Annotated in this window: 14 protein-coding genes; 13 read left to right on the forward strand and 1 reads right to left on the reverse strand. The window is 67.9% G+C overall.

All coding sequences use genetic code 11. From position 1 onward, the window contains the following. From ABD208_RS12520 to ABD208_RS12540, 5 genes are all read left to right on the forward strand, one after another. On the forward strand, positions 1 to 2,144 hold a 2,144-nt coding region (locus ABD208_RS12520), incomplete at its 5' end, for a DUF1156 domain-containing protein (protein WP_344103268.1). A 1-nt stretch (position 2,145) separates the two neighbouring features. Next, on the forward strand, positions 2,146 to 5,553 hold the full coding sequence (locus ABD208_RS12525) for a Swt1 family HEPN domain-containing protein (protein WP_344103270.1): 3,408 nt from the start codon (positions 2,146 to 2,148) through the stop codon (positions 5,551 to 5,553). Between the two features lie 2 nt (positions 5,554 to 5,555). Beyond that, on the forward strand, positions 5,556 to 8,879 hold the full coding sequence (locus ABD208_RS12530) for a hypothetical protein (protein WP_344103273.1): 3,324 nt from the start codon (positions 5,556 to 5,558) through the stop codon (positions 8,877 to 8,879). After that, positions 8,879 to 13,861, forward strand: a complete 4,983-nt coding sequence (locus tag ABD208_RS12535) for a DEAD/DEAH box helicase (protein ID WP_344103275.1) — start codon at positions 8,879 to 8,881, stop codon at positions 13,859 to 13,861. The genes ABD208_RS12530 and ABD208_RS12535 overlap by 1 nt, the downstream gene beginning before the upstream one ends. Beyond that, positions 13,858 to 17,247 (forward strand): helicase-related protein, encoded by a 3,390-nt coding sequence (locus tag ABD208_RS12540; RefSeq protein ID WP_344103277.1) that lies wholly within the window; start codon positions 13,858 to 13,860, stop codon positions 17,245 to 17,247. The genes ABD208_RS12535 and ABD208_RS12540 overlap by 4 nt, the downstream gene beginning before the upstream one ends. 31 nt (positions 17,248 to 17,278) lie before the next feature. Here the strand turns inward: ABD208_RS12540 and ABD208_RS12545 are convergent, their stop codons facing one another. Then, positions 17,279 to 18,139 carry a SecDF P1 head subdomain-containing protein gene (locus tag ABD208_RS12545; RefSeq protein ID WP_344103280.1) on the reverse strand — a complete coding sequence of 287 codons (861 nt, stop codon included), beginning with the start codon at positions 18,137 to 18,139 and terminating at the stop codon, positions 17,279 to 17,281. Between the two features lie 280 nt (positions 18,140 to 18,419). On the opposite strand from ABD208_RS12545, the gene ABD208_RS12550 reads away from it, so the two are divergent. From ABD208_RS12550 to ABD208_RS12585, 8 genes are all read left to right on the forward strand, one after another. Continuing rightward, complete coding sequence (locus ABD208_RS12550; RefSeq protein ID WP_344103282.1) at positions 18,420 to 18,752, forward strand: hypothetical protein; 333 nt, start codon at positions 18,420 to 18,422, stop codon at positions 18,750 to 18,752. A gap of 113 nt (positions 18,753 to 18,865) precedes the next feature. Beyond that, positions 18,866 to 21,136 carry a DUF6571 family protein gene (locus ABD208_RS12555; protein WP_344103285.1) on the forward strand — a complete coding sequence of 757 codons (2,271 nt, stop codon included), beginning with the start codon at positions 18,866 to 18,868 and terminating at the stop codon, positions 21,134 to 21,136. Further along, entirely contained in the window at positions 21,133 to 21,825 is a 693-nt protein-coding gene (locus ABD208_RS12560) for a hypothetical protein (protein ID WP_344103287.1), read from the forward strand. The genes ABD208_RS12555 and ABD208_RS12560 overlap by 4 nt, the downstream gene beginning before the upstream one ends. Positions 21,826 to 21,873: 48 nt before the next feature. Next, a complete protein-coding gene (locus tag ABD208_RS12565) occupies positions 21,874 to 22,566 on the forward strand; it encodes a hypothetical protein (RefSeq protein WP_344103289.1) in 693 nt (230 codons plus the stop codon). Between the two features lie 47 nt (positions 22,567 to 22,613). Beyond that, a complete protein-coding gene (locus ABD208_RS12570) occupies positions 22,614 to 23,297 on the forward strand; it encodes a hypothetical protein (RefSeq protein ID WP_344103291.1) in 684 nt (227 codons plus the stop codon). A gap of 119 nt (positions 23,298 to 23,416) precedes the next feature. Then, positions 23,417 to 24,763 (forward strand): serpin family protein, encoded by a 1,347-nt coding sequence (locus tag ABD208_RS12575; protein WP_344103294.1) that lies wholly within the window; start codon positions 23,417 to 23,419, stop codon positions 24,761 to 24,763. Positions 24,764 to 24,984: 221 nt separating this feature from the next. Continuing rightward, positions 24,985 to 25,542: a hypothetical protein gene (locus tag ABD208_RS12580; protein ID WP_344103297.1), complete on the forward strand. Its 558-nt coding sequence runs from the start codon at positions 24,985 to 24,987 to the stop codon at positions 25,540 to 25,542. Positions 25,543 to 25,545: 3 nt separating this feature from the next. Then, positions 25,546 to 26,529, forward strand: coding sequence for a hypothetical protein (locus ABD208_RS12585; protein ID WP_344103299.1), 984 nt, complete (start codon positions 25,546 to 25,548; stop codon positions 26,527 to 26,529). The last annotated feature ends 6 nt before the right edge of the window (positions 26,530 to 26,535 follow it).

Raw genomic sequence — 26,535 nt, forward strand, 5'->3', positions numbered from 1 at the left:
CCTGCGGCATCCAGATGCCACTGGTCCGGTCATGGTGGCTCGGCAAGAAGAAGGGCAAGGAGGCGTACGTCATCCCGAAGGTGGTAGACGACGACGCCATGCTGGCGGGCAGGCGTGTCGTGTTCCATATTGGACACGACCCAAAGAAATCACCTACCAAGGAAACCGACGGGACTGTTGGCCGCCTCGGCGCAACATGTGTTGCATGCAGCAGCGTCGCACCGCTGACCTACATCCGAACAGAGGGACAAGGTCATCGGATCAGTCAGCAGTTGATGGCCACCGTCGCAATTGGGACCCGAGGTAGGACGTACCTAGAAACCGACCCGAAACAGGTTGCAATAGCTGCAGTGCCTGAGCCTGATGATGTCCCGGTCCAGGCCATGCCCAATCATAGCGTGAGCCCTGCCAGTCATCAGACGATAAGGATCTATGGATTTGAGCGCTGGTCCAGTCTGTTCACGAACCGGCAGCTCAGCGCTCTCACGACATTCAGCGACCTCGTCTCCGAGACCAGGGGGCAAGTCCTCAAGGACGCGATCGCAGCAGGCATGTCCGGCAGTACTCATCGCCGTGACCGAGATGCCGACGCCTACGCCGATGCGATCTCCACCTATCTCGCGTTCGCGATCAGCCGCACGACGAACAAGTTGACTGCAATCTGCTCGTGGGACAGCAGTCCAAAAATGGAGGCCGTCCGAGGTCTGTTCGCTCGCCAACAGATTCCCATGGCCTGGGACTTTGCGGAGGCGAACCCGTTCGGCGGCTCCTCAGGCGACCTCGTCGAAGACGTCATATGGGTCGCTGGATCACTCGACAAGGTTTCCGGGACCGTCGATGCCAACGTCAGGCAGGCCGACGCATCGACCCGCCCTTACACCGAAGTGGTAATCAGCACCGACCCGCCCTACTATGACAACATCGGCTATAGCGACCTTTCCGATTTCTTTTACGTCTGGCTCCGCCGCGCACTGCGACCGATCCATCCAGACCTGTTCGGCACCATGCTCGTCCCCAAAGCCGAGGAACTCGTCGCCAACCCGCATCGCCACGGCAGCAAGGAACTGGCCGAGAAGTTCTTCGAAACCGGCTTCGAGCACGTCTTCAGCCGCGCCCGCGAGTCGGCGAACCCGGACTACCCGATCACCGTCTTCTACGCCTTCAAGCAGGCCGAGCTGGAGAAGGAAGGCGTCGTCAGCACCGGCTGGTCCACCTTCCTCGAAGGCATGATCCGCCAGGGTTGGACGATCACTGCGACCTGGCCGGTCCGCTCGGAACTGAGCAACCGCATGATCGCGTCCGGCACCAACGCACTCGCCTCCTCCATCGTCCTCTCCCTCCGCCCGCGTCCCGAGAGCGCAGCGGCCACGGACCGCACCGGCTTCCTCGCCGCCCTCCGCGAGGAACTCGAAGAAGCCTTGCCCCGCATCCGCGAAGGCGCCATCGCTCCGGCGGACCTTCGCCAGACGGTCCTGGGCCCGGGTATGGCCGTCTACTCCCGATACTCCCGTGTCCTCGAGGCCGACGGCTCGCGCATGTCCGTCAAGAGCGCCCTTGCGCTGATCAACGCCACCTTCGACGCGATCGAAACCGAGCAGGATGCCGACGTCGATCCCGACACTCGCTTCTGCCTCGACTGGTACAAGTCGTACGGCTGGGCCGTTCGCCCCTACGGCGACGCCGAATCGCTCGCCGTCCCACTCGGCCTGTCGGTCGACGGCATCACGCGAGGTGGTGTCCTGACCTCCGGTGGCGGCAAGGTGACTCTCATCAAGCCCCTTGACCTCGATCCCGCATGGAACCCGGCACACGACGACCGCATCTCTGTCTGGGAGGCGACCTGTCACCTGGCCCGCACCTATGCCCAGGAAGGTCGCGAGGCTGCTGCCCGCCTGATGGCCGGCCTGACAGGCCAGGCGCCCGACGCGTCGTCGGCGGGCTCGAGCAAGGTCTCTCTCGACGACGTCCAACGCCTCGCCCTGCGCCTTTACGAACTCATGGAGACCAAGGACCCCGCGACCGCCGGCCTCTTCAACGGGATCGGCGGCGCCTGGGCCGAGGTTGCCGCCACAGCCCAGAACCTGCCGAAACCCGCCGTTCAGGACGGGTTCGACTTCGACTCCGTCACCGAGGAGACCAGCTGAAATGGCCACCCTGACGAACAACGAGAAAGTACTGCGCGGTCTCGACTTCCTGCAGGAGGGGATGCTCCCGTGGGTCGACCTGCGCATGGCGATGCACACCCCGGCCGGCTCCGACTGGCTGGAGCTGTGGGCTGCGGCAGAGAACGCGAAGTTCGGTACCGCGAAGACCTACACCAAGGACGACGTCCGGGTTCTCCTTCGCGTCGTGACCGAGAAGTGGCAGATCTTCAAGGACGATCTGGAGCGCCCTCAGTCGGCCCTTGCCACCGAGCTGCGGGACACCGCGAACCGCGCGCACCACGGTGAGAAGTTCTCCTCGGACGACGCGTACCGGGCGCTGGACACGATCGAACGTCTGCTCACGGCGATCGGCGCGACCGACCAGGCCGATGCTGCCGCGACCCTGCGCTCCGAGCACCAGCGCGAGGTCTACGAGAAGCAGGCCCGCAACCGCGCCTCGAAGGTCACCCCTCTCGCCGTCGCCGGCACCCTGGCGGGCGTGACGGTCAAACCGTGGCGCGACGTCGTCGTCCCGCACCCCGATGTCATGAAGAAGGGGCAGTTCTCCACGGCCGAGTTTGCCGCAGACCTGCATCAAGTTGCGACCGGGCGGTCGTCGTCACCCGAATACACCGACCCGCGGGAGTTCTTCGCGCGGACCTTTATCACCTCCGGCTTGAAGGACCTTCTGGAGCGGGCCCTGCGCCGGCTCTCCGGGGACGCCGGCGCCTCGCCGGTCGTCAACCTGCAGACCCAGTTCGGTGGGGGTAAGACGCATTCGATGCTCGCGCTCTACCACTTGTTCTCCGGGATCGAAGGGCGATCGCTGCCCGCGGGCGCCCAGGACGTCGTCGGCGACGTGCTCACGGCCGCGACCGACGAGCCCGACCCGCTGGGCGCGCTGCGCGTGAGGCGCATCACCCTCGTCGGAACCCGCCTGTCTCCTGGTCAGACCGCAACCAAGCCGGACGGGACCACGATCCGTACGCTCTGGGGCGAGCTCGCCTGGCAGCTCGGTGAGGCGGGCGCAGCGGGCGGCGGCCCGGCCGCCTATGCGCGCGTCGCTGAGGCCGATGCGAACGGAACACCGCCTGGCACCGTACTCGACGAGCTGGTTCGTGAGGTGATCGACGGCGGCGAGCGGATCCTGATCCTGGTCGACGAGTGGGTCGCCTACGCCCGCCTGCTCGTCGATACACCGGCTCCGCTTCCGGGCGGCACCTTCGAGGGGCAGTTCACGTTCGCCCAGCACCTCACCGAACTTGCGAAGTCCACGCCTGGCGTGATGCTCGTGGTCTCGATCCCGGACTCGGAATCCATCGACAACGGGGGCGGCGGTTCCGCACTGGAGGTCGGCGGGCCCAAGGGCCGGGTGGCGCTGGAGATGCTGCAGCAGGTCATCGGCCGCAACGCGGACGACTGGCGGCCGGCTACCGGCCTGGAGTCCTTCGAGATCGTCCGGCGGCGGCTCTTCCAGGAGCCCGATGCGACGGCCCTCGCGGACATCGCTGCTGTGGCCAAGCAGTACGTGAAGTTCTACCAGGAGAACAACGGTTTCTTCCCCAAGGAAGTCACCACCGGCGCCTACGAGAACCGGATCAAGGCGGCCTACCCGATCCACCCGGAGCTGTTCGACCGGCTCTACGAGGACTGGTCGGCACTGCCGAAGTTCCAGCGCACCCGCGGTGTACTCCGGCTGATGAGCCAGGTGATCTCGGCCCTGTGGAACGCCGGGGACACCGCACCGCTGATCACGCCGGGCGTGGTGCCGGTCTCGTCGTCGGACGTGTACTCGGAGATCACGCACTACCTGGACGACAACTGGCGCCCCATCATCGACAAGGACGTGGACGGCCCGGGCTCGACACCCGTGGTGATCGATGGTGAGCGGCCGGCCTTCGGGTCCCGGCACCTGACCCGCCGTGTGGCGCGCACCGTCTTCATGGCGACCGTGCCGACCCTGCGCACCCAGCACGTCGGCGTCGACATCCGCCGGCTGCGACTTGGTGCGGCCGTGCCGGGCGACGTGATGAACCACCTGGGCGACGCCCGGGAGCTGCTGTCGACCCGCGCGACCTATTTCTATGAGGACGGGGACCGGTCCTGGTATGACACCGCGGCGTCGTCGACCCGACTCGCCACGGAGAAGGCCGCTGGATACTCCGAGGAGGACGTCTACACGGAGATCGTCACCCTGTTGCGGAAGGAGAACAGCAAGGCCAAGGGGCTGTTCGCCTCCGTGCACGCCGCGCCGGAGGACGCGGGCGACGTTCCCGACGGCGACGCCCTGCGGCTCGTCCTGGTTCACCCGCGGCGGACCTGGGCGAAGGATGCGTCTCAGGCGACGGAGTTCGCCGAGGAGGCGCTCACGCGGGCGGGGTCGGGTCAACGGCAGCGCCGGAACCAGATCGTCTTCCTGGCCGCCGACCGCGGTCGCTACGGCGACTTGGAGAACGCGGTGCGCGAAGGGCTGGGCTGGCGCCACGTCGTCGAGCGCGCCGAGGAGCTCGGCCTGTCGCTGCAGCAGAAGAACCAGGCGATCAAGCGGTCGGCAGATCTGGACGTCATGGTCGAGGCCCGGCTGCGGGCTGCCTACACCGCGCTCCTCACACCGGTTGGGCAGCCCGGGGCGAAGGTCACGCTGTCGTTCGACAGGCTCCCTGACTCCCAGACCTCGATGGCCGAGCGGGTCACGGCCAAGCTCAAGAGCGTCGGCAAACTCACCGACGTGTACGGAACCGCGCTGGTGCGGATCGCTCTGGACAGACCGCTAGCCTCGGTCTGGGCGGACGGGCACCTGGCCTTCGGAACGCTGTGGAACTGGTACACGCAGTACCCGTACCTGCAGCGGCTTCCGCGTCGTGAGGTGCTGGAGCAGGCGGTGCTGGCGGCCGGCAACTCGCTGGTGTGGCAGACCGAGGGCTTTGCCCTGGCCTCGGCGTATGACGAGGCGACCGGGCGATACCTCGACCTGTGGCTGCCTGGCGACCTGCCGGAGCCTCCGTCCGTGCCGGACAGCTGGCTGCTCGTACGGCCGGACAAGGCGGTTGCGCAGCGCGCAGGTGAGACGGTCGACGATGGATCCGGGAACGGGTCCGGGGACGAGGAAGGTGACAGGGACGAGACCATCCTCATCGAACCTCCCGACCCGAACCTCCCGTCACGGGAGCAGCCGAAGCGCCGCTTCTACGGTTCCAAGGTCCTCGATCCGATCTCCTACGTCAAGGACTGGAACCTGCTGCGTGAGGAGCTCTTCGCCGCGCTGACCGGCGCGGACGGCACCTCACTGCGGATCACCGTCGAGATCGAGGCGGAGAACCCGGACGGCTTCTCGGAGAGCACCGTGCGGACCGTCAGCGAGAACGCCAACACGCTCGGGCTGGAGCAGAAGGGCTTCGAGGAGAGGTAGCGATGTCGATCGCGGATGGGCGCAGGACCGTCTCCCCCAGGGAACTGCTGGATCTGAGGGAGGAGAGTTGGGGCAAGGCACTGGCGCACGTCTCACTGGTGACCGAGGCCCTGGACAGGATCAAGCCGGCGTACCGGCAGCAGGCGCTTGAGGTCCTGGGCCGGGTCTATCGGAGGGCAGATCCCCGTGACCACCGCCGGATCCTGAGACGTTGGCCAGCTGTCCACGTCCTCGGCACGACGGGGGCAGCGACCGACGAATATGCCTCGAACACCTTCTGGCCGTTCCTGGCGAAGTCAGTCGGGGCAAGCAGTCATACCCCAGGGTTCCAACAGGCTTGGGGCACCGCATTCCTCGACAATCTCGACACCTTGAACCTGCCGACCTTCGAGGACAGCGACGACGCAGGGACCCGGTATGTGGGCCGGATTCTGATGCACTCCGGCATGCCCACATCGTGCCTACCCGCATTCTTCGAACTGATAAGCAAGCGCCGGGCCGGCATCGCTGGTCTGAGCCCCGACGCCTTCGTTGCGTGGGCCGCCGCCCAGGCGGGACGAGGTTCGCTCTACCAGGTCGAGCAGCCCGTCAAGAGATTCGTCCAGTACGGCGGCGAGTTCGCTGTCGATGTCACTGCTCGCGTCTTCGACCTGCTCGACGCCGTCGCCAGTGGCGGTGACGGCTCTGACGTAGCCCTCCCTGGGCGGTTTGCCGCTGTCGCCCAGGACCTGCACCGCACCGGCCGTGTGCTCCGAGCAGCCCGCGGTTCGACGTCGTCGGCCGCGAGCGCCGCGGACGAACAGCCGCGCCTGCGGCTGGACCCGTTCGGGTTCGGCGTGGTGCTGCGCCTGCCATCGGCGTCGTCCGTCGGCGACCGGGCAACGACCTGGATCGTGGATGCGGACGGGACGAGGCAGCGCGTCAAGGCCAACGTCGTGCCGCCGGGCCTGGACGAGGCTCCGCCGACCGACGTCCCGTTGCATCACCCTGCCCGCCTGGTCTCGGCGTCGATCGCGGACCATGAAGACCTCACGACCACCGTCAATGTGGTGGACGACGGAGACCCGCTGCTGACGTTCGACGAGAACGGTGAACTGCGATCGCCGGCCGTGCCGCTTCCCGGCGGGCACATCTGGTTCCTGTTCCCTGGCACGCCCGACAGCTTGGTGGTGAACGGTACCCGGAACGTACGGACCGAGAGTCCTCTGCCGCCTGGGTGGGCAGGCTGGTCTCTGCTGCTGGTCGATCTGGACGGCGTGCAGTCGGTCTCGCTGGCGGGTACGGAGTCACGGCGACTCGTGCGGAGCTACGCCTCGGCGCGCGTGGAGATCGGCGATCCGGTGACGGGGATCCGTACCACGCTGGGGCGGCCGGTCTACGCCGGTCTGCCGTCGATCCGGCTTCCTGAGGAGTTGCGTGCCGCCGAGTGGGAGGTCTCCCTGCTCGGGGCGGACGGGCTCCTCGCGGCACGGTGGCGGAGTGGCGGCGGTGGCGATCCTGACTCGATCTGGGACCGGATCGGACGTCCTGTGGTCGGCTCGTTCACCGTCCAGGTCCGCGGGCCGTGGGGACGCGGCACGTCTCGGGCCCTCGACGTCGTCGAAGGACTGCGGGCCACGTCCGTTCCTGCATGGCGGCGGTTCGACGCGGGTGGACTGCAGCCTGCGAAGGTCCTGCTGGAGGCAGCCCGCGGTGTGACGCTTGCTCGCAACAGCCTCGACCTCTCACCGATCGAACGAGAGACGTTCGTACGAGTCGGCGCCCAGGACCGGTGGCTGACCTTGGTCGTCGGTCCCCCGCACATGACTGTCTCCCATCAGGCCACGGATTCGAGTGTCGCGCCGTCGATCCGTCCGCTGCAGTTCGCACAGGAAGACCTGACTGCTGATCCGGGGAGGCTCATCCTGGATGTCGGCCAGACAGCCGATCCTCAGCTGCACTTTCTGACCCCTGGCGGAGTTCAGCAGGTCGTCGAGCCCGGGGCCGGGCGCCATGGGGTCTACCAGTTCAATCTGGCCAAGCTCACGGACACCCTGAGTGTCCACCCGCACGGGCGTCTCGCGCTCGATGCGGAGGGCAGGCTCGTCGTCGGGCACATCCGTCCGCGGCGGCTGTGCTCCGCGATCGTTCCAGCCGGGGACGGACTGGAGTTCGTCGACTCCGTCGACGTCGAGGACCTGACGGCGATCGTCTACGCGACGACCGCACCGTGGAGGGCACCCGTTTCGCTGCCTGTGTTGGGCGGTCGCGCGGAGCTTCCGGCGGAGCTGCGGAACGCGGGACCGCTGCTCGTCGTCGTACGCGTCGAGGACCCATGGATCCCTGCGGACGTTCCCGAGTGGCCAGGACAGGGCGAGGGGCGACTCGTCGAGATCGGCGGGTACGTGCGATCCGACGAGACAGACCTGACCGCGCTGTCGGCCTTCCTCGCCGACGAGGGTCCGGAGCCGGACGCCGTGGCCGACCTCGAGGCCGTCTGGACCGCCCGCGGTCTGGCCAGGCGGATCACCAGCGGGTCCCGGGCCGAGGCCATCGGGTCGGCCCTGGACCGGATCCTGCGGTCCAGTCCTCGCGAAGCCCTGCTTGCGGTGACCGAGTCCCGCGCTCCGGGCGAGATGGTCCCCTCGTTCATCGTGCAGTCCGGACTGGCGTGGGCCGATCTCGCCGACGCCCATGACGACGAGCCCGTCGTCTGGAACCTGCGCAACGCCGTGCCTGCGACGCTACTTGCGGCGGCGGACGGCGAGTGGTCGGACGACGAGGTCCAGGCTGCCGTCACGGTCTGCGGGTCCGAGGTGCTCTCGCTGCTCGATGACGGGGATGCCTTTCCGAAGGCAGGCCTGCTCGACCAGTCGGCCGTGCACTTCGACCGGGCACCGGCCGCGTTACGCGACGCGATGCTCAGGCAGATGGGCTTGATCCCCAAGGGGCTGCTCAGCCTGGATGCCCGGACGGCTGCGAGCATCGCCTTCGTGGAGAGACGCCGTGACGGACAGCTGCCGAAGGTCGTGGCAAGCTCCCGGGATCTGCTCACGGAGTGCCGCCGCTTCCTGCCGCTCCTCAACGACCCGGTGGCGGTGGCGAGCGTGGACGCCCGCATTCCCGACGACGCCGACGATGGCTGGCGGGTCGTCCCGGCGATCTCGCTCACCTACGCCTTCGCCGCCCGCCACGCAGCACGTGGCCACCAGATGGGCACGACCTGGCTGAACGGCCGCCGCAAGGCGACCTGGACGGCCGTCGCCGAGGTCGCGCCGGAGCTGGTCACCGTCGACCTGATCCTTGCCGAGCTGCTGGTCTCCAGCACCCATCGAACGGAGCCCTGATGGCCGAAAGCCTGGACGCGATCCGCACCTCCCGAGAGATCACCACGACGTATCGCCGCTACCTGCAGACGCTCCTGGCGGTCCGGGACTCCGAGATCAGCGACGCGCTCGCCGACACGATCGACCGGACCCCGATGCTCGACAAGGGACCGTATCTGGAAGCCACACCGCCGTACGCGCCGGGGGGCACGCTGCGATCCCTTATCGACGAAGGTGTTCTGTCGCCCGGGTTCGCGAAACTCGGCAGCACAGCTCTGCCCCTGGACCGGCCGCTCTACGTCCACCAGGAGAAGTCGATCCGGAAGGCCGCTCAGGGGCGCAACGTCGTCGTCGCCACCGGTACCGGCTCGGGCAAGACGGAGTCGTTCCTTCTGCCGATCCTGGACAGCCTCGTGCGCGAGCACGAGGCCGGCACGCTGGGACCGGGCGTCCGAGCCCTGCTGCTCTACCCGATGAACGCCCTGGCCAACGACCAGATGAAGCGTCTCCGCCAGATCCTCGCCGCTTACCCGGACATCACGTTCGGCCGGTACACCGGCGACACGGAGACCGATCCCGCCCGCGCTCGCGAGGCCTTCGGGAATCTCAACATCGGTGAACCGATCCTGCCCAACGAGCTGCTCAGCCGCACCGAGATGCGACAGACGCCGCCGCACCTGCTGCTGACCAACTACGCGATGCTGGAGTACCTCCTCCTGCGGCCGCTCGACCTGGAACTGTTCGGCAGCGGCAAGAACAGCCCGTGGCGCTTCATCGTGGTGGACGAAGCCCACGTCTACGACGGCAGCCAGGGCGCAGAGGTCGCCATGCTGCTGCGCCGGGTTCGCGACCGGGTGGCCCCGGACCGGCCGATCCAGTGCCTCGCGACTTCGGCAACCGTCGGCGCCGACACCGATCCGGCCGCGGTGACGAGGTTCGCGACGAACCTGTTCGGAGAGTCGTTCGAGTGGGAGCCTGACGACTCGGCCCGGCAGGACCTCATCAGTGCGCAACGAGTCGCGATGCCGAACGGTCCGTTCTGGGGTCCGCTGGACGCGAAGGCCTACATCGGGCTGGCCGAGGACTGGGACCGTGAGGAGGCTGTGCTCTCCGCGGCCAGGTCCGCCGGCTGGCAGGGCGACGGCTCGGCCGCCGACGCGATCCTGCACGAGAAGACGCTGGCGACCCTTCGAAGCCGCCTCACCGAAGGACCCGATACCTTCCGCCGTGTCCAGCAGGCCATCTTCGGCAACGACCCTGACGGTGAGCGTGGGCTCGCCTCTCTCGTCGAGCTCGCGAGCGCCTTACGCCAGCCAGACGGGACGACGGCGATCTCGGCCCGGTACCACCTGTTCCTGCGCGCGACCGAGGGCGCATTCACGTGCCTCTCGCCGTCGGGCCCACACGTCCAGCTCGCCCGACACACGAACTGCGGGGACTGTGACGCGCCGGTCTTCGAGATCGGCTCCTGCCGACGCTGCGGTTCCGTGCATGTTCTGGGCACCCCCGAGATCCACGAGAACTTGTTCCACCTGCGCCCGCGCAAGGCGATGACCCGTGGCACCTGGTATGTACTGGGGGACCAACCTCCCGTTGACGACGAGGACGAGGACGCAACCGTCGATCTCGCCCCCGGTGACGGGAAGAACCCAGCGGAGTCGACCCCAGGTGACGACGTTCCCGTGACCGCCGTCGGTGAGGACGAGACGCTCTGCACCGCGTGCAGTGCGATCAACCCCGGTTCGACGCAGACCTGCAAGGCCTGCGGATCAAGCTCGCTGCGGACGGTTCGCAAGCTCAAGCAGCGGGGAGACGAGATCGCGGGATGCCTCGTGTGCGGGGCGCGCGGCCCCGGGACGGTTCGCGTCTTCGAGACCGGCTCCGATGCGAGCGGTGCAGTGATCGCGACCTCGCTCTACCAGAACCTTCCGGCGGCCGACGACCAGGCCACAGGTGGTTCCTTGCCCGGCGAAGGTCGCAAGCTCCTCGCGTTCAGCGACTCACGTCAAGCCGCTGCGTACTTCGCCCCGTACCTCCAGGACTCCTACGGAAAGGTCCAGCGGCGACGCCTGATCACCGAAGGGCTCGCCAAGGCCCGCGCCGACGAGGATCCCGTCTCGGTCGACGATCTCATCTTCACCACGCGCAGCGCCGCAAAGAAGGTGCAGTTCTTCAAGAACGGGCTGACAGCGCAGGGCGAGTCGCGCATCGTCGCGCCGTGGATCATGGCGGAGGCCGTAGCCACCGACGATCGCCAGTCGCTCGAAGGCCTGGGCCTGGTCGGAATCCTCCTGGAGCGGCCGTCAGAGTTGGCCGCGCCGGGCCCGTTGGCTGCCCTGGGTCTATCTAACGACGAGGCATGGAACCTCCTGCAGGAGCTTGTCCGCACCCTCCGTCAGCAGGGCGCCGTGGAGATGCCGGAGTCCGTCCCGTCGAACGACGAGATCTTTGCTCCTCGTCTGGGTCCGATCCGCGTCCGCGGGGAGGGATCCGAACCGATGCGCAAGGTGCTCTCCTGGCTACCGACAAAGGGAACCAACCGCCGCGTCGACTACCTGACCAAGGTCCTCGCAGCACTCGGTTCAGAAGCCGAACCGACCGAGCTTCTCAGAAACATCTGGCGGATGCTCACGGCTTCGGCCTCCCCGGTCAAGTGGCTCAGCTCCAACACCGAGAAGTCGCTGGGCGTGGTCCACCAGATCAATCACGAGCTGCTGCGATTCTCCTTGGTGACAGACAAGACGCCCGTGTACCGCTGCTCGGTCTGCCGCAGGACCACACCCGTGTCAGTCCGTGATGTCTGTCCCGCGCTGCGCTGCGAGGGAACGCTCGAACGGTTTTCTCCCCCGCCTGTTGGCGAGGACCGGGATCACTACCGGACCGTGTACCGCACCCTCAACGCGGTCTCTTTGAGCGCGATCGAGCACACCGCCCAATGGACCAACACCCGGGCGGCGGAGATCCAGCACCAATTCGTCAAGGGCGAGGTCAACACGCTCTCCTGCTCGACGACATTCGAGCTCGGCGTCGACGTCGGCGAGCTGCAGGCCGTGATGCTGCGGAACATGCCGCCGATGACCGCGAACTACCTCCAGCGGGCCGGACGGGCCGGACGACGTTCCGGCGCGGCCGCCCTCGTGGTGACCTTCGCCCAGCGCCGGTCCCACGACCTCACCAAGTTCGCCGACCCCAGGGTGATGATCAGTGGCCAGGTGAGGGCGCCATACATCCCGCTCGTCAACGAGCGCATCGACCGGCGCCACGCCCAGTCGATCGCGATGGCGGCCTTCTTCCGCTGGGTCTTCGAGAGCACCGGGAGGATCTACCGGAAGGCCGGTGAGTTCTTCCTGCCTGGTGAGGGCGGGAGTGCCGCTCCTGTCACCCTGGTCGAGGGTTTCCTGAACCCGGTGCCGGCAGAAGTGAGCGAGTCACTCGCGCGCGTAATTCCGCCAGAGATCGCCGCCGAGGTCGGCGTGCGCGACGGGTCCTGGGCCGCGCGCCTCGTCGAACTCCTGGAACGGGTCCGTCGCGATCTGGCCAAAGAGGTCGAGGATCTTGAGAACCTCAGCACCGAGGCCTCTGACAAGAAGGTGTACTGGATGGCCGAGCGGTACCAGAAGGTCAGCAACACCCTGCGCAACCGCGATCTGCTGGGCTACCTCGCGAACCGTAACGTCCTGCCGAAGTACGGCTTCCCTGTGGACTCGGTCGAGCTCCGCACTGACTTCGGGTACGGCAAGGACGGCGGCGCAGACCTCGACCTCACCCGGGACCTCTCCTCGGCGATCCACGAGTACGCCCCGGATGCCGAGCTTGTGGCTGGTGGACGGCTCTGGACATCACGTGGCCTCCACAAGCTTCCAGGACGCGACCTTCAGGAGTTCAAGTACCAGGTCTGCGGAAACTGCGGCGCGTTCTGGCAGGGTCTGGAAGCGCTCGACAGCGTGTGCTCTGTCTGCGAGTACGTGAACCAGACCTCTCCGCGAGTCCTGACGATCCCGGAGTTCGGCTTCGTCGCCGACTCCGAGCCGAAGCGTCCTGGGGCTCGCCCGCCACGGCGCTCTTGGAGCGGTGCCGTGCACGTCCTGGCAAAGTCCCCGGAAGCAAGTACCCGGGAACTGCAACTGACGGGTGGCAGGATCGAGGCGGAGGCCGGCCCACGAGGTCGTCTCGTCTCTGTCGCAGACGGTCCCGGAAAGATGGGCTTCTGGATCTGCGACTGGTGCGGGTTCGGAACCTCACGAGCCAACCATCCGAAGGTTCCGCCGGCCAAGCACAAGCGCCCCTCGCGCGACCTCGCCTGCACAGGGCCGATGAAGTTGCTCGACCTGGCTCATCAGTACGAGACGGACCTCGTCTCCCTCCGCTTCTCGGTCCGCGGGGGCCGAAGGACGCAGGGCGCCTGGAAGTCGGTCCTGTACGCGATCGTCGAGGCCGCCAGCGACACGCTGGAGATCGCCCGCGACGACATCGGTGGCTCCCTCGTTCCCGAGGGCCCGGAGGACTGGTCCATCTCCCTGTTCGACCGGGTCCCCGGCGGCGCCGGGCACGTGCTGAACGTCTACGCGAACCTGAAGCAGGTACTCGACGCAGCCCTGCGGCGGGTGACGACCTGCGAGTGCGGGCCGGAGACCTCGTGTTACGGCTGCCTCCGATCGTTCAGCAACCAGCGCGATCACGACGAGCTCTCCCGCGGCGAAGCGGCCGAGATCCTGAGCAGTCTCCTGGGCGCTGAGTCTGCCGTCCCTGCGGGATGGGAACAGATCTTCTCCCTCGCAAACCCCGAGGAACATGACGTCCTCCAGACGCTCGCCGAGCACAGCGTCCCTGTCCCGGACATCGCGTTCGAGCATCGCGGCATTCCGCTCACGATTTCCTGGGCCGATCAGCAGATCGCCCTGGAGATGGGCGACCTCGACGAGGCCGAGCGGCACGACCTCGCTGCCGAAGGCTGGGTAATCCTGCCTCTGGGAACCGAACTCTGGGATCGGCTCGCCGGGTGACATCGGACGACGGCTCTCAGGTCGAGGCGGCGCTCGGGAACGAGCTGGAACGGCACGTCTCCGTGCGCCGCCCGGAGGACCCTGCCCGGCGGCCCTTCGACGCCGACCCTGCCGAGTGGAGACTCGCCGCAGAAGCACTTCGCATCCGGTATGCCGCGCTCTACGACCCGATGCTCGCCGTCTCGACGTCGGACCTGGATCCGCTGCCCCACCAGCTGCGCGCGGTGTACGAGGAGTTGCTCCCCCGCACTCCGCTGCGGTTCCTGCTGGCCGACGATCCCGGCGCCGGCAAGACGATCATGGCTGGCCTGTACATCAAGGAGCTTCTCCTCCGCGGGGACCTCGAACGATGCCTCGTCGTTGCGCCGGGCAGCCTCGTCGAGCAGTGGCAGGACGAACTCGCGGACAAGTTCGGGCTCTCCTTCGACGTCCTCACGAAGAGCTTGATCGACGCCGCTGAGGATCCCGCTGATGTTTTCGCGGGCTCTCCACTGCTGATCTCTCGGATGGACCAGCTCGCCCGGCACGAGGGCCTGCTCGACGCCCTCGAGGCGAGCGACTGGGATCTCGTCGTCGTAGACGAGGCGCACCGGATGTCAGCCCATTGGGCGGGTCAGGAACTCAAGCGGACCAGGCGGTACCAGCTCGGGATGCTGCTGGGCCGGATTGCCCGGCACCTGCTCCTCATGACCGCGACGCCCCACTCCGGGCATGCCGACGACTTCCAACTCTTCCTCGCGCTACTGGACGCCGACAGGTTCGAAGGTCGGCTCCGGAGCGGGTCCGTGGTGAAGCCCGGCGATCTCATGCTGCGACGGGTCAAGGAGCAGCTGCTCACCCTCGACGGAAGGCCGCTGTTCCCCGAGCGACGGGCCTACACGGTGCCGTACGTGTTGTCAGACGGCGAGGCTGAACTGTACGAGCGCGTCACCGAGTACGTACGAATCGAGATGGGCCGGGCCGAACGGCTCGCAGCAGACTCTGGGCGTCGCAGCACCGTTGGCTTCGCCCTGACCGTTCTGCAACGCCGTCTGGCCTCCAGCCCCGCGGCAATCCTCCGAAGTCTGGAACGTCGCCGCGACCGACTCAGCTCAAGCGTCCGTGAGCTTGAGGCGGGAGGAACACCCGACGTCGTCGGGCATCGCGAGACGCGGCTGCAGGCCTGGGACGGAGATGATCTCGACGAGCGCCTCGACGACCTCGAAGCCGGGGAGATCGAAGGTCTCGAGGACGAAGTGCTCGATGCGGCCACTGCTGCAAGGACCGTCGCCGAGCTCCGGGCCGAGATCGCTGTCCTGGACGACCTCGTCGTCCTGGCACAGAGGGTCAGGCTCTCAGGTACCGACCGCAAATGGACGGAACTGCGCTCGATCCTCATCGATCAGGGCGTGGCGGCCGACGCCCAGGGCATGCCCCGCAAACTGATCGTCTTCACCGAGCACAAGGACACACTGGGCTACCTGGTCGACCAGATCGGGACGCTGCTCGGAGACCCCGGCGCCGTCGTGTCCATCCACGGCGGGCTGGCCCGCGATTCCCGACGCGCCGTCACGGAGCAGTTCACTCAAGACCGCGAAGTCAGGGTCCTGGTTGCGACCGACGCAGCCGGCGAGGGGCTCAACCTGCAGCGCGCTCACCTGATGGTCAACTACGACCTGCCCTGGAACCCGAACCGGATCGAACAGCGGTTCGGGCGCATCCACAGGATCGGGCAGACCGAGACCTGTCACCTGTGGAACCTCGTGGCCGAAGGCACCCGGGAAGGGCAGGTCTTCACCCGGCTACTGGCAAAGGTGGAACAGCAACGCCAGGACTACGGCGGGCAGGTCTTCGACGTGCTCGGCGAGGCCTTCGAGGATCAGCCGCTGCGAGACCTGCTGCTGGAGGCGATTCGGTACGGCGACCGGCCCGACGTGCGGGCCCGGCTCGATGAAGTCATCGACTCAACAGTCGGCGAAGGTCTCGACCGGCTGCTCGCCGAACGCGCCCTGAACTCGGATGCGCTCACCTCGACCGACTCCGAGGAGCTCGCGCGTCTGCTGGAGTTGGCCCGAGCACGGCGGCTTCAGCCCCACTACGTACGGGCGTTCTTCCAGGCGGCATTCTCGCGGCTCGGCGGTCGGATCATCGCGCGGGAAGCCGGGCGATACGAGATCACCCGGGTTCCGCGCCGCCTACGCGAGCGCCGCCGCCACCGTGCCGGCCCACCTGTGCTGGAGCGGTACGAGCGAGTGGTCTTCGAGCGTTCCGAGATCCGGAGGCCCGGGCTTCCGGTCGCAGAACTTCTCGCGCCCGGGCATCCCCTGCTCGACGTCGTCGTCGACCTGACGATCGAGGACCTCCGGTCCGCTCTGGAGCGCGGCACCATCCTGTACGACGAGCGCTCCGAGGAGACCGAACCACGCCTGCTCGTCGCCTCGACAGAGGCGATCCACGACGGCCACGGGCGAGTCGCCTCCCGGCGCTTCGCATACACCGAACTGAATCCGTCGGGCGAAGCGCGCGCGGGTGGTCCCGCCCCGTACCTCGATTACAGCCCCCTACCCGATGATCTGGCCGACGCCGTCGAGCAAGCCTCCGATCACGCTTGGTTGTCCGACGGCGCCGAGTCTGTGGCTCTCGCCTGGGCGGCGGAGCACACGTTGCCTGTGCATGCCGACCATGTCGCGCGCGCGGTCGCCGAGAAGGTCACGAAGACCCGGGCAGCAGTCCGGACCCGTCTGATCGCCGAGATCAACCACTGGGACGCCGAGCACGCCAGGTTGGCGGATCAAGTCGCAGCAGGCAAAAGAGTTCGGATGAGGCCCGAGACCGCCCACCGGCGAGCCCGCGAGCTGGAGGACCGACTCCGTCAGCGATTGAACTCGCTCGATCTTGAAGAGCAGCTGACGGTGCAGCCGCCGCTCGTGCGTGGAGCCGCGATCGTCGTTCCCGCGGGAATGCTCCGGCGGAATCTTGCCGTCGAGGAGAAGGCCGAGGCCCCGTTGCACGCGCGCGACACCAGCCGTGTGGATCGCCGTGCCATTGACGCCGTGCTCGCGGCCGAACGTGCCCTCGGCGCCGAACCCGAAGAGATGCCGCACAACAACCCAGGCTTTGACATCAGGTCGGTCAGGGCAGACGGCTCTGTGGTGCACATCGAGGTCAAGGGGCGGATCATCGGCGCGATCGACTTCACCGTCACCAAGAACGAGGTGATCTACGCCAAGAACCTCGGCGACGACCACCGCTTAGCCCTCGTCGAGGTCTCGTTCGACTCCGCGGCCGAAGACCGCGTCCGCTATGCTCTACGCGCCTTCGACGACACGGACACCGACGACTTCACGACGACGAAGTACATCAAAGACTGGAGAAAACTCTGGGCTCTCGGCGCCGAACCACGATGAGCGCGACCGAGACTTTCGATGCTTTCAGCAACTACTGCGGGCTGATCTCCTGAACCTCAAAGGGGAACGGGAGCGGGTCCGCGCCGAGCTGGCTCGCCAGAACCTCGGCTGATCCGCGCGTGAAGTCGCCGGAGATCTGGGCTTCGCCGCTGGTGATGGCGGTGCCCGGCATGAGGGCCGGGGCCGAGATGACCGCGCCGTCCACCGTGATCGCGAACTGGTTGCGCGGGCTGTCCTCGGCCTGCAGGCGGTCGACGATGTCGGCGAACGCCGTCGTCCCTTGATCGTCGAAGCGCAGGTTGACGATCCAGCCCGACGACGCCCCCTCCTGGCGGCCGGCGTTCGCTTCGGCAACGTCAGTCCCGTCGATTTCGGGCGGGCCGAGAACGTACTTGCTGGTGCCGGCGGCGTCGCAGACGAGCAGGAACTCGTCCGAGCCTGCGGCGTCGGCCTGGTGACTGGCTTCGTCGGTGCAGTCCAGTGCGTCGAACCCGGCGATGACGTCGCGCGGGATGTCGGGCAGCGCCGACGCGGACGCGGTGGTGCCCGAGACGCCCAGGGCGAGAACCTGACGGAACGAGATCACGCCAGGCTCGGTGAGGAGCAGGCGGGTTTCGTCGTCGACCTTGCCGTTGACGTCAAGCGTGACGGTGCTGCCGTCGACGGTTGCGTCCGCGACCGTACGACCGCCGGCTTCGAGGCGGGCTCGGAACGCATCGGCCGCCGCCTTCATGTCCTCGGGTGTGGCCTCGGTCCCGTTGGGCGGGGCAGCGGTGAGCACGATCCTGGTCGACGGTTCATCCGGTTCAAGCGCGCCGCCCGTCAGGCCGCATGCGGAGGCCGCGAGCAGCACCGCACATCCCATGAGAATCGACACCGTGCGGCGAATCATCGTCTCCTCCTTCGTCAGGCCCTGCGTTCCGTGGTCGTCGCGGCCGCACCATCGGCGCTCACCCTATCGGCTTGTCCGTCGTGAGCGGACAAACATGGATATGTCGCCGCAGCCGCTCCGCCGAGCCAATCACAGCCTTTCGGCGACCAGCGCGATGAGCGACATGACGGACTTTCCTTGCGCTCCATCCGCGCCCCTGTTGGGATGGCTCCAGGACGGCTCACCACTCGGTGAACTGCATCGACACGTCAAGGGGGCTCCGGTGGGGGAGAAGTTCTCCATGGAGTATGAGGTCGCGCCGCCGAGTGCGTCCCGGGTACTGGACGAGACCGGGCAGCATGTTCGTGAGCTGGCGGGGCTGGTGAACGGGATGGCACAGCGGGCCGGTCAGGATCAGGGTGTGCCGAACGTGGTCGCGGAGAACGCGATCAAGGGGTTCCAGGCGCAGTGCGGTATCCGGGGCCAGAAGATCGTCGAACACGCGACGTCGGTGGTGGAGGCAGGTCACCGGATCGTCGCGATCTACGACGCCGCCGATCAGGAGATGGCTGACGGCACGGATCGTGCGGCTTCGCGGTCGGGTGGCCGGGCCTTGTTCGGAGGCGATCGGTGATGGCGGGCTTGGAGACGGTCGTACGGCGGGATGTCGTGGACGGCGTCGGTGAACATGCGCTAATTGCTCCGGATCGGTGGCCGTACCGGGCGGGGAAGCTGGGGCATGAGGAGGTGGCCGAGCAGGCGCGGTTGACGCGGTTCTTCGCGGATCAGGTCCGTTCCCGGACCGCGCTGGCCGTCACGAGGCTCGGCGGAGTCACGGAGTACTACACGAGCCAGGAGGCCCTCGCGTTCGTGAACGCGATGGAGTCCAACCAGGCCAAGGCGGATGAGATCGGCGATCTGCTGGACGACGGCGCCCGGATGATGGAACGGTTCGCCGAGACCGTGGCTGGGATCGACCCGCGTCTGGGGTGGCTGGAGCGAGATGCCGAGGACTTCCTCGCGGAGGTGCAGCGTGGCTACTACGTCGACGACGCCGCAGACGCCGACCGCAAGCTCGTGCCCGGCTGGCGATACATAGAGCCCGGCCTCTCCGCGCAACTTCCCGAGATCGATTCCGTCACCACCGGCGGGATCGCTCAGGGGCCGGTCCGGGTCCCCTGGCACGTGTGGCGGACCGCCGTGGAGACGAACGACGACCTGACCGATCAGGCGGTGAAGCTGATCAACGAGATCCGTCAGGCCGAGCACGACCTGGACAACCAGCTCGGCGCGCTGGCCACGGGCCTCCCACTCAAGGGCTTCCGCGTCCCCCGGGAAACCCAGCAGGCGCTGGATCTGCTGGACGACGCCGGTGTCGACATCAAGGACATGGACCCGGCCACGATCGGTAACGCTGTCGCCGATCGGATCCGCGGGGTCGCCGACGGCGCGACTCACGGGGACATCGAGGCACTGACGGACCTGCTGGATGCGTTCGGAAACGACATCATGAACGCTGCTGTGCTGGGCGCCGGTGCGGCAGTGACTGCGAAGGCCTTCCAGGACCTGGGACGCATCGCCTCGTTCTCGGGCGAGCAGTCGGCCGACCGCGCACGGGCGCTGGAACTCGCGAAGGATCTGCGTGATGCCGTCGCCGGCGCATCCCAGACGTGGAACGCGGAACAAGCGCGGAAGTTCGCGCACGACCTGTTCGGGCAGATCCCCGACCGTCCGTCGGCTGTTGCGTACCTGTTCGCCGACCCGGACAAGGACCCGATGGGTGAGGCGGTCGCGGTTGCGCTGGCGGACGAGATCGACCGGTGGGAACGCCAGCGCGACGGGAAGACGGCCGGGAAGTTCTACCACCCGGACGACGCCCGGGCGCTGGACACGGGAGGGCCGTGCCTGGACGACCCCATGGCACGCGTCCTGGAGACGCTGGGTGGGTATCCGGATGCCGCTCTCGAATGGCTGACCACCCGTGAACCCGACCCGCACGGTGGCACCGATCTCGGGCAGGCACGGGTCGACTACTACTACGGCACGCGCAACTCCGCCGACCCCACCCCCGAAGGCACCTCCGCCTGGGCACTGGGCGCTGCGGACAACGCCACCGGCGACGGGTTCGCAGGAGTAGCCGCACTCTGGGCCGGCGCCCAGCGAGCGGAGGGATCACTGCTGGACCCGGGACAATCCGACCCCGCCGTCCAGGAACAGGTCGCGGATCTTTCGACCCGGATATTCGAGCAACTCGCCGGGAACGACGCCCTGATCGCCGAAGGCATCAACGCTCACGGCTCCGAGGAACTCGCGACCGCCGTCACCCAGCAGCTCGACCAGCTCGCCGTCAACGGCATCGGCGGGACACCGACAGGTGTTGAACGTGCCGATGCCGCCCTGTTCGAGAGATACGGTCCGGAGCACGGCAACTACCTCGTCCATGTCGTCAACGCGGAGCGGGACAAGATCGCCGCGGTAATCGGTGTGGCGTTGACGCGTCCGGAAGGACTGGCGGTGGCTGCCGCTGCTTCGGCCGAGTACGGGAACCGGGTGGCACAGTCACTCATCGACGACGCCGATGTCATCACGACCGAAGAGGCGAATCGGCAGGCTGACCGTGTCCTGCAGATCGATCTGGCGTTCGAGGGCTCCCGGATCGGCGCGCTGGCCGATGCAGCCGCGCGTGACGAGGCACGGGTACGCCAGATCATCGACTACGGCGTGGGCTACGCGTCCGGGAAACTCGACCACACCTTCGGCACCACCGTCCCCATCACAGACGCGGCCGGTGGGATCACGGACTACGCGACCGATCTCTTCTCCGATCACGACGAGACGATCCGGAATGCCGAGGCCGACCGTGCCGCGCACGCCGACCGGCAGATCGAACGCAAGGCACACGACCTCGGAGCATTACTCTCTCGCCACTACGACCAAGGCAGCACCGACTCCTACGTCGAACACCACAGAGGCCAGGCCGAAATCTTCTTCGCCGGGTGGAAGGAAATCCAGCAATGAGACCACCAACCCGCCAGACCCTGACTGCCGGAACGGTAATCGCGACCGCAGCCATGCTCCTGGCAGGCTGCGCGGCCCGTGGGCTGCCGGTCCACGCCGACGTCGAGTGGGAGGGCACGAACACCGGCCCGCACGAGGACGACCCACGCGTCAAGATCCTGCGCGAGTACGTCGTTCAGCTGAACGCAGCCGACAACGCCCTCAACTATTCCGACGACGCACTCACCAGTCTGGCGACCGAGTGGGGGCTGGAAAGCAGCGCCTCCAACACCGCTGGCTCCGCAACGGGGTTCTGGGGAGACAGCGTGACCCTCTGGGAGGGACCCACGTCGTTCAGCGTCGTCGGGATCGAGGACCTGCCGTACGAGCGCGCGGAGGTCACGGTCTGCGAGCGCTGGGCACCCTGGTGGAGCCTGGATAAGCGACATTCTGAAACCTCGGAACTCGTCGACGAGCGTGATGGGATGTACCGGTTCGAGCAGCCTGAATTCACCATCTCCGAGTACGAGCTGGTGAAGCGAGACGGTCGCTGGTGGATCGACGGCGGGGGTCACGGCTTCGGAGGCGACGCTTGCGATCCCGGCAAGATCGCCATCGGTACTTACACCACACCCCCGGACCTCGACCTCCTCCGCAAAGCAACCCCCGACATGGTGATCGGCCCGGACGGCCGCCCCGCGGACAGCTGACCCGACCCCGACAGGTCGCTTCCTCGCCGGATGGAAGGAAATCCAGCAATGAGACCACCAACCCGCCAGACCCTGACTGCCGGAACGGTGATCGCGGCGGCAACGATGCTGCTGGCAGGCTGCACGAACAGCGGCCTGCCGGTTCACGCCGAGGTCGAGTGGGAGGGTTCGAACACCGGTCCCTACGAGGACGACCCGCGTGTCAAGGCCCTGCGCGAGTACGTCGTTCAGCTGAACGCAGCCGACAACGCCCTCAACTATTCCGACGATGCGCTCACTCGTCTGGCAACGGAGTCGGAGCTGGAAAGCATTGCATCCAACACCTCGGGATCTGCGAGCGGACAATGGGGGGACAGCGTGTCCCTGTGGGAGGGCCCGACATCGTTCAGTGTGATCGGGATCGAAGACCTGCCGTACGGACGCGCAGAGGTCACGGTCTGTGAGCGCTGGGCACCGTGGTGGACGCTCGACAAGCGGAGCAACGAGCACGGCGAGATCGTCGAGGAACGCGACGGCATGTACCGCCTCGAACAGACTGAGTTCCATGAGAACGACTACGAACTGCTGAAGCAGGACGACCACTGGAGGATCGACCTCGGCGGCCACAGCTTCGGCGGCCCCGTCTGCGACCCCGGCAAGGTCGCCACCGGCACCTACACCACCCCGCCGGACCTCGACCTCCTCCGCGAAGCAACCCCCGGCATGGTGATCGGCCCGGACGGCCGCCCCGCGGACAGCTGACCGACCCCGGCACGTCGCTTCCTCGCCGGATGGAAGGAACTCCAGCAGTGAGACCACCAGCCCGCAGGACACTGGTAGCCGGAGCGGTAGCTGTCACGGCGATGACCCTCGTGTCCGGATGCACCCCTGCCGGCCTGCCGATCCACGCGGAAGTCCAGTGGGAAGGAAGGAACGTCGGCCGGTACGAGGACGACCCCCGCGTCGAGATCCTGCGTGAGTACGTCGTACAGCTTCACGCGGCAGACAACGCCCTCAACTACTCGGACGACGCACTCACGAGCGTCGCGACGAAATCGGGGCTGGAGAGCAGTTCCTCGAACACCGCCGGCTCCGCAACGGGACTCTGGGGGGACAGCGTGACTCTCTGGGAGGGCCCTCCGTCCTTCAGCGTCGTCGGGATCCAGGAGCTGCCGTACGACCGCGCAGAGATCACGGTCTGTGAGCGCTCGGCCCCGTGGTGGAGTCTGGACTCGAGGCTCGACGACACCTCCGAGATCGTGGAGGAACGCGATGGGATGTACCGCTTCGAGCAGACCGACTTCCGAGAGATCACGTACGAACTGGTGAAGCAGGACAACCGCTGGCTGGTCGACGGAGGCTGCGGCGGCCCCGTCTGCGACCCCGGCGAGGTCGCCACCGGCACCTACACCACCCCGCCGGACCTCGACCTCCTCCGCGAAGCAACCCCCGACATGGTGATCGGCCCGGACGGCCGCCCCGCGGACAGCTGACCCGACCCCGGCACGCCACGACCACCCAGATCCGGACCCGGGGACACAGCCGCGGCCCGGCATCGGAAAGAACCATCCCAGAGCCAACACATGCAGGGCGACCCACCCAAGGAGACCCCATGTCACGTCGCCCGGCCCAGCCCACAACAGGTTCGTCCCGTCCCCAGCTCGGCGCCGTCGTCGGACATCCCGCAGGACCGTCACGCCGCTCGCGCGCCCTCATCGGCGGAGTCGCCACAACGCTCGCCGTCACGCTCACCGCGTGTGCCGGCCCCGCACCCGACGAGGGAGTCATCCGGTCCGACGCCGAGTACGTCGCCGTCGTCCCAGCCGACGCGCCGGCAGCACCCGACGCCGTCGCCGCGACCGAGCGGCTCGGCCTGCTCGCGTTGCGGTCGTCCGACCAAGCCAATGCGCTCGTCTCCCCCGCCTCACTGACGTTCGCCCTGGCGATGCTGGCCGAGGGCGCGCACGGGGAGACCGCGGCGTCCCTGGACGACGCGCTCGGCGCGAGCGGCGCGGAGCGCAGCGACGCGTACAACGCGCTGCTCGGGGCGCTGTCGGGGTACGACGGCGATCCGGGCGTCGCCGACGACGACGAACTGCCCGACCGGCCGCTGCTGCACCTGGCGAACCAGGCCGTCCTCGACGACCAGCTCGACGCCGAACCCGCCTACCTGGACTCGCTCGCGACGGCGTTCGACGCCGGGATCCAGCGCACCGACCTGGGGTCCGGCGAGGGGAAGGCCCTGCTGGACTCATGGGTGCGGCATCACACCGGAGGGCTCGTGGACGCCTCGGCGATCCAGCCGGATCCGGACCTGCGGCTCGTGCTGCAGAACGCGGTGGTGCTGGCCGCGCGGTGGGAGCAGCCGTTCGACGAGCACGCGACGAGCGACGAGGATTTCACCGGCCCGGACGGCACCGAGCCCACCGAGATGGTGCATCAGGCGAGCCGGTGGGCCTACGCGGAGTCCGGCGGCTGGCAGGCCGTCCGGCTCCCCTACGTCGAGGCGTTCCACGCCGACGTCCTGCTGCCACCCGACGGCACCGACCCCGCCGACGTCCCGGCCGAGACGCTGACCGAACTGACGACGGCGCTGGACGTGGCGGAGCCACAGCAGGTCGATCTGACCATGCCGACCCTCAAGCTCGAACCACCCTCTCTGGATCTCGGGCCGGCCCTGGAGGACGCGGGGCTCGGCGGCTTGTACGACGCGCCCGACCTGTCCGGGATCAGCGCCGAACCCCTGGTTCTCGGCGGGGCCCACCAGCAGGCCTACCTGCGGCTCGACGAGGAGGGCACCGTCGCGGCGGCCGTCACGGAACTCGGCGTGGAAGCCGGCGCCGCGCCGTCGGACGATCCCGTCCCGATGGACGTGAACCGGCCGTACCTGCTGCGGATCGCGCACACCGAGACGGCGCTGCCGTTGTTCCTGGCCGCGGTGCGCAGCCCGCGCCACTGAGCACCCGGGCCTCGCTGTCCCGCTTCCGACCCGGCAAAGTGGATCTCAGATCACCGATCGAGCCATGGCCGTCGGGTGAAGGCAAAGGTAACGTCGTTACTGAAGTCGTCACTCGGGACGAGAGCACCACCTCACCGTGACCACCCGCCGGCGAGCGGAAGCGGCAAGACCGTCCTGGTCTCCCCCGGACGGCCCATCGACCAGACGAGGTCGTGAGGAAGATGGCAGATACGGAACGGCCGGCCCCGGCATGGCAGACGCTGGTGATCGGGGCACTTCTGTCGGTATTGGCGTTGGTCGGGTTGCAGGCGTGCTCATGGGGCGACGGGCCCTCAGGAAGGGAAGACACGAACAACGGCGGTATCCGCGGCGGTGACGGCAACGACGGCGCTGTTGCCTCCCCGATCGTCGTCATCAGTGCCACCCAGCAAGCCGATGGCTTCCTTACCGTGGGTGAGATCAAGGCCCAGGTCCTCGATGAAGTTGCCGACCAGTGCGATGACGATCCGGGATGCATAACGATCGTCAGCGAACCGGACGACCCGGCATGCGTGTACGAAGGCTCCGAGCCGTTGAACCTGTCCGGCCCTATCGAGGTCAAGGTCGGCGACACGCTGATCCTCCACGGCAACTGCGACGTCCCGGAGCCGGACGAGCCCGGCGAACCGCCGGCAGTTGAAGAACCGCCGGCTGTCGAGGAACCGCCCGCCGTCGAGGAACCACCGGCCGTCGAGGAGCCGGACACCTCCGGCGAGTCCCCGGCCGTCGAGAACCAGTAGCCGATGTCCGACGACGCCCGACCCGCGGCGACCCCGGCTCCGGCGGCAGCCGGGCCGGCCGCCACCGCCCCCGAGGCCGCCCAGATCGACGTCGGCCGGATCCTGCGCATCGCGACCGAGGTGGTCGCGCCGATCACGCTGATCACCGCCCTGCTGTACTTCTTCGGGCTGAAGCAGATGACGTTCTTCTACGGCTGGTTCGGCGTGGAGATCTCGTCGCTGCGGATGACCACGGCCGACTACCTCCTGCTCGCGCAGGACGGCCTGCTGGTCCCGCTGATCGTCGTGTCGGCGGGCGTGCTGGTGACGCTGTGGGTGCGCGGGCGAGTGACGGGTGCCGCGCTCGGGCCCAGGACGAAGGCCCTGGCCGAGCAGATCGTGGCGGGACTCGGCGGGCTCCTGACGGTGTTCGGGCTCGCCCAGGCCTTCTGGCCCGGGCTCGGCCTGGCCGGCTGGGTGCCGGCCTGGGTCGCACCGCTCTGCCTGGCGGGTGGCGTGCTGGTGCTCGGCGCCGTCGTCCGGCGACGTCGTCGGACACACCCCGCGTGGAGGACGCCGGCGGAGCCAGCACGGCTCGCCGAGTGGGGTGCGGGGTTCGCGCTCGTCGCGGTGGCGCTGTTCTGGGCCGCGGGGAACTACTCCGCGGCGGTCGGCACGGCACGCGCCCACCAGTTCGTGCGCGAGCTGCCGGCCTCACCGGGCGTCGTCGTGCGCAGCACCACCGACCTGGGCATCGCCGCACCGGGCGTGACCGCCGCGGCCTGCCCCGGCGACGGATACCGGTACCGCTACGACGGCATGGTCCTGATGATCGCGTCGGCGGACCGCTACCTGCTCGTCCCCCGCGACTGGACGCCGGACGCGTCCGCCGTGATCGCCGTGCCCGTGTCCGACGACGTCCGGCTGGACCACCTGGCCCCGCCGGCCGACGGTCGCCGCACCACGACCCCGGCCGATCCGTGCGCGGCACCCCCGGAAGGCGGATGATCGAAG

Origin of the sequence: Myceligenerans crystallogenes (assembly GCF_039529775.1) — a bacterium.
Lineage (GTDB): Bacteria > Actinomycetota > Actinomycetes > Actinomycetales > Cellulomonadaceae > Myceligenerans > Myceligenerans crystallogenes.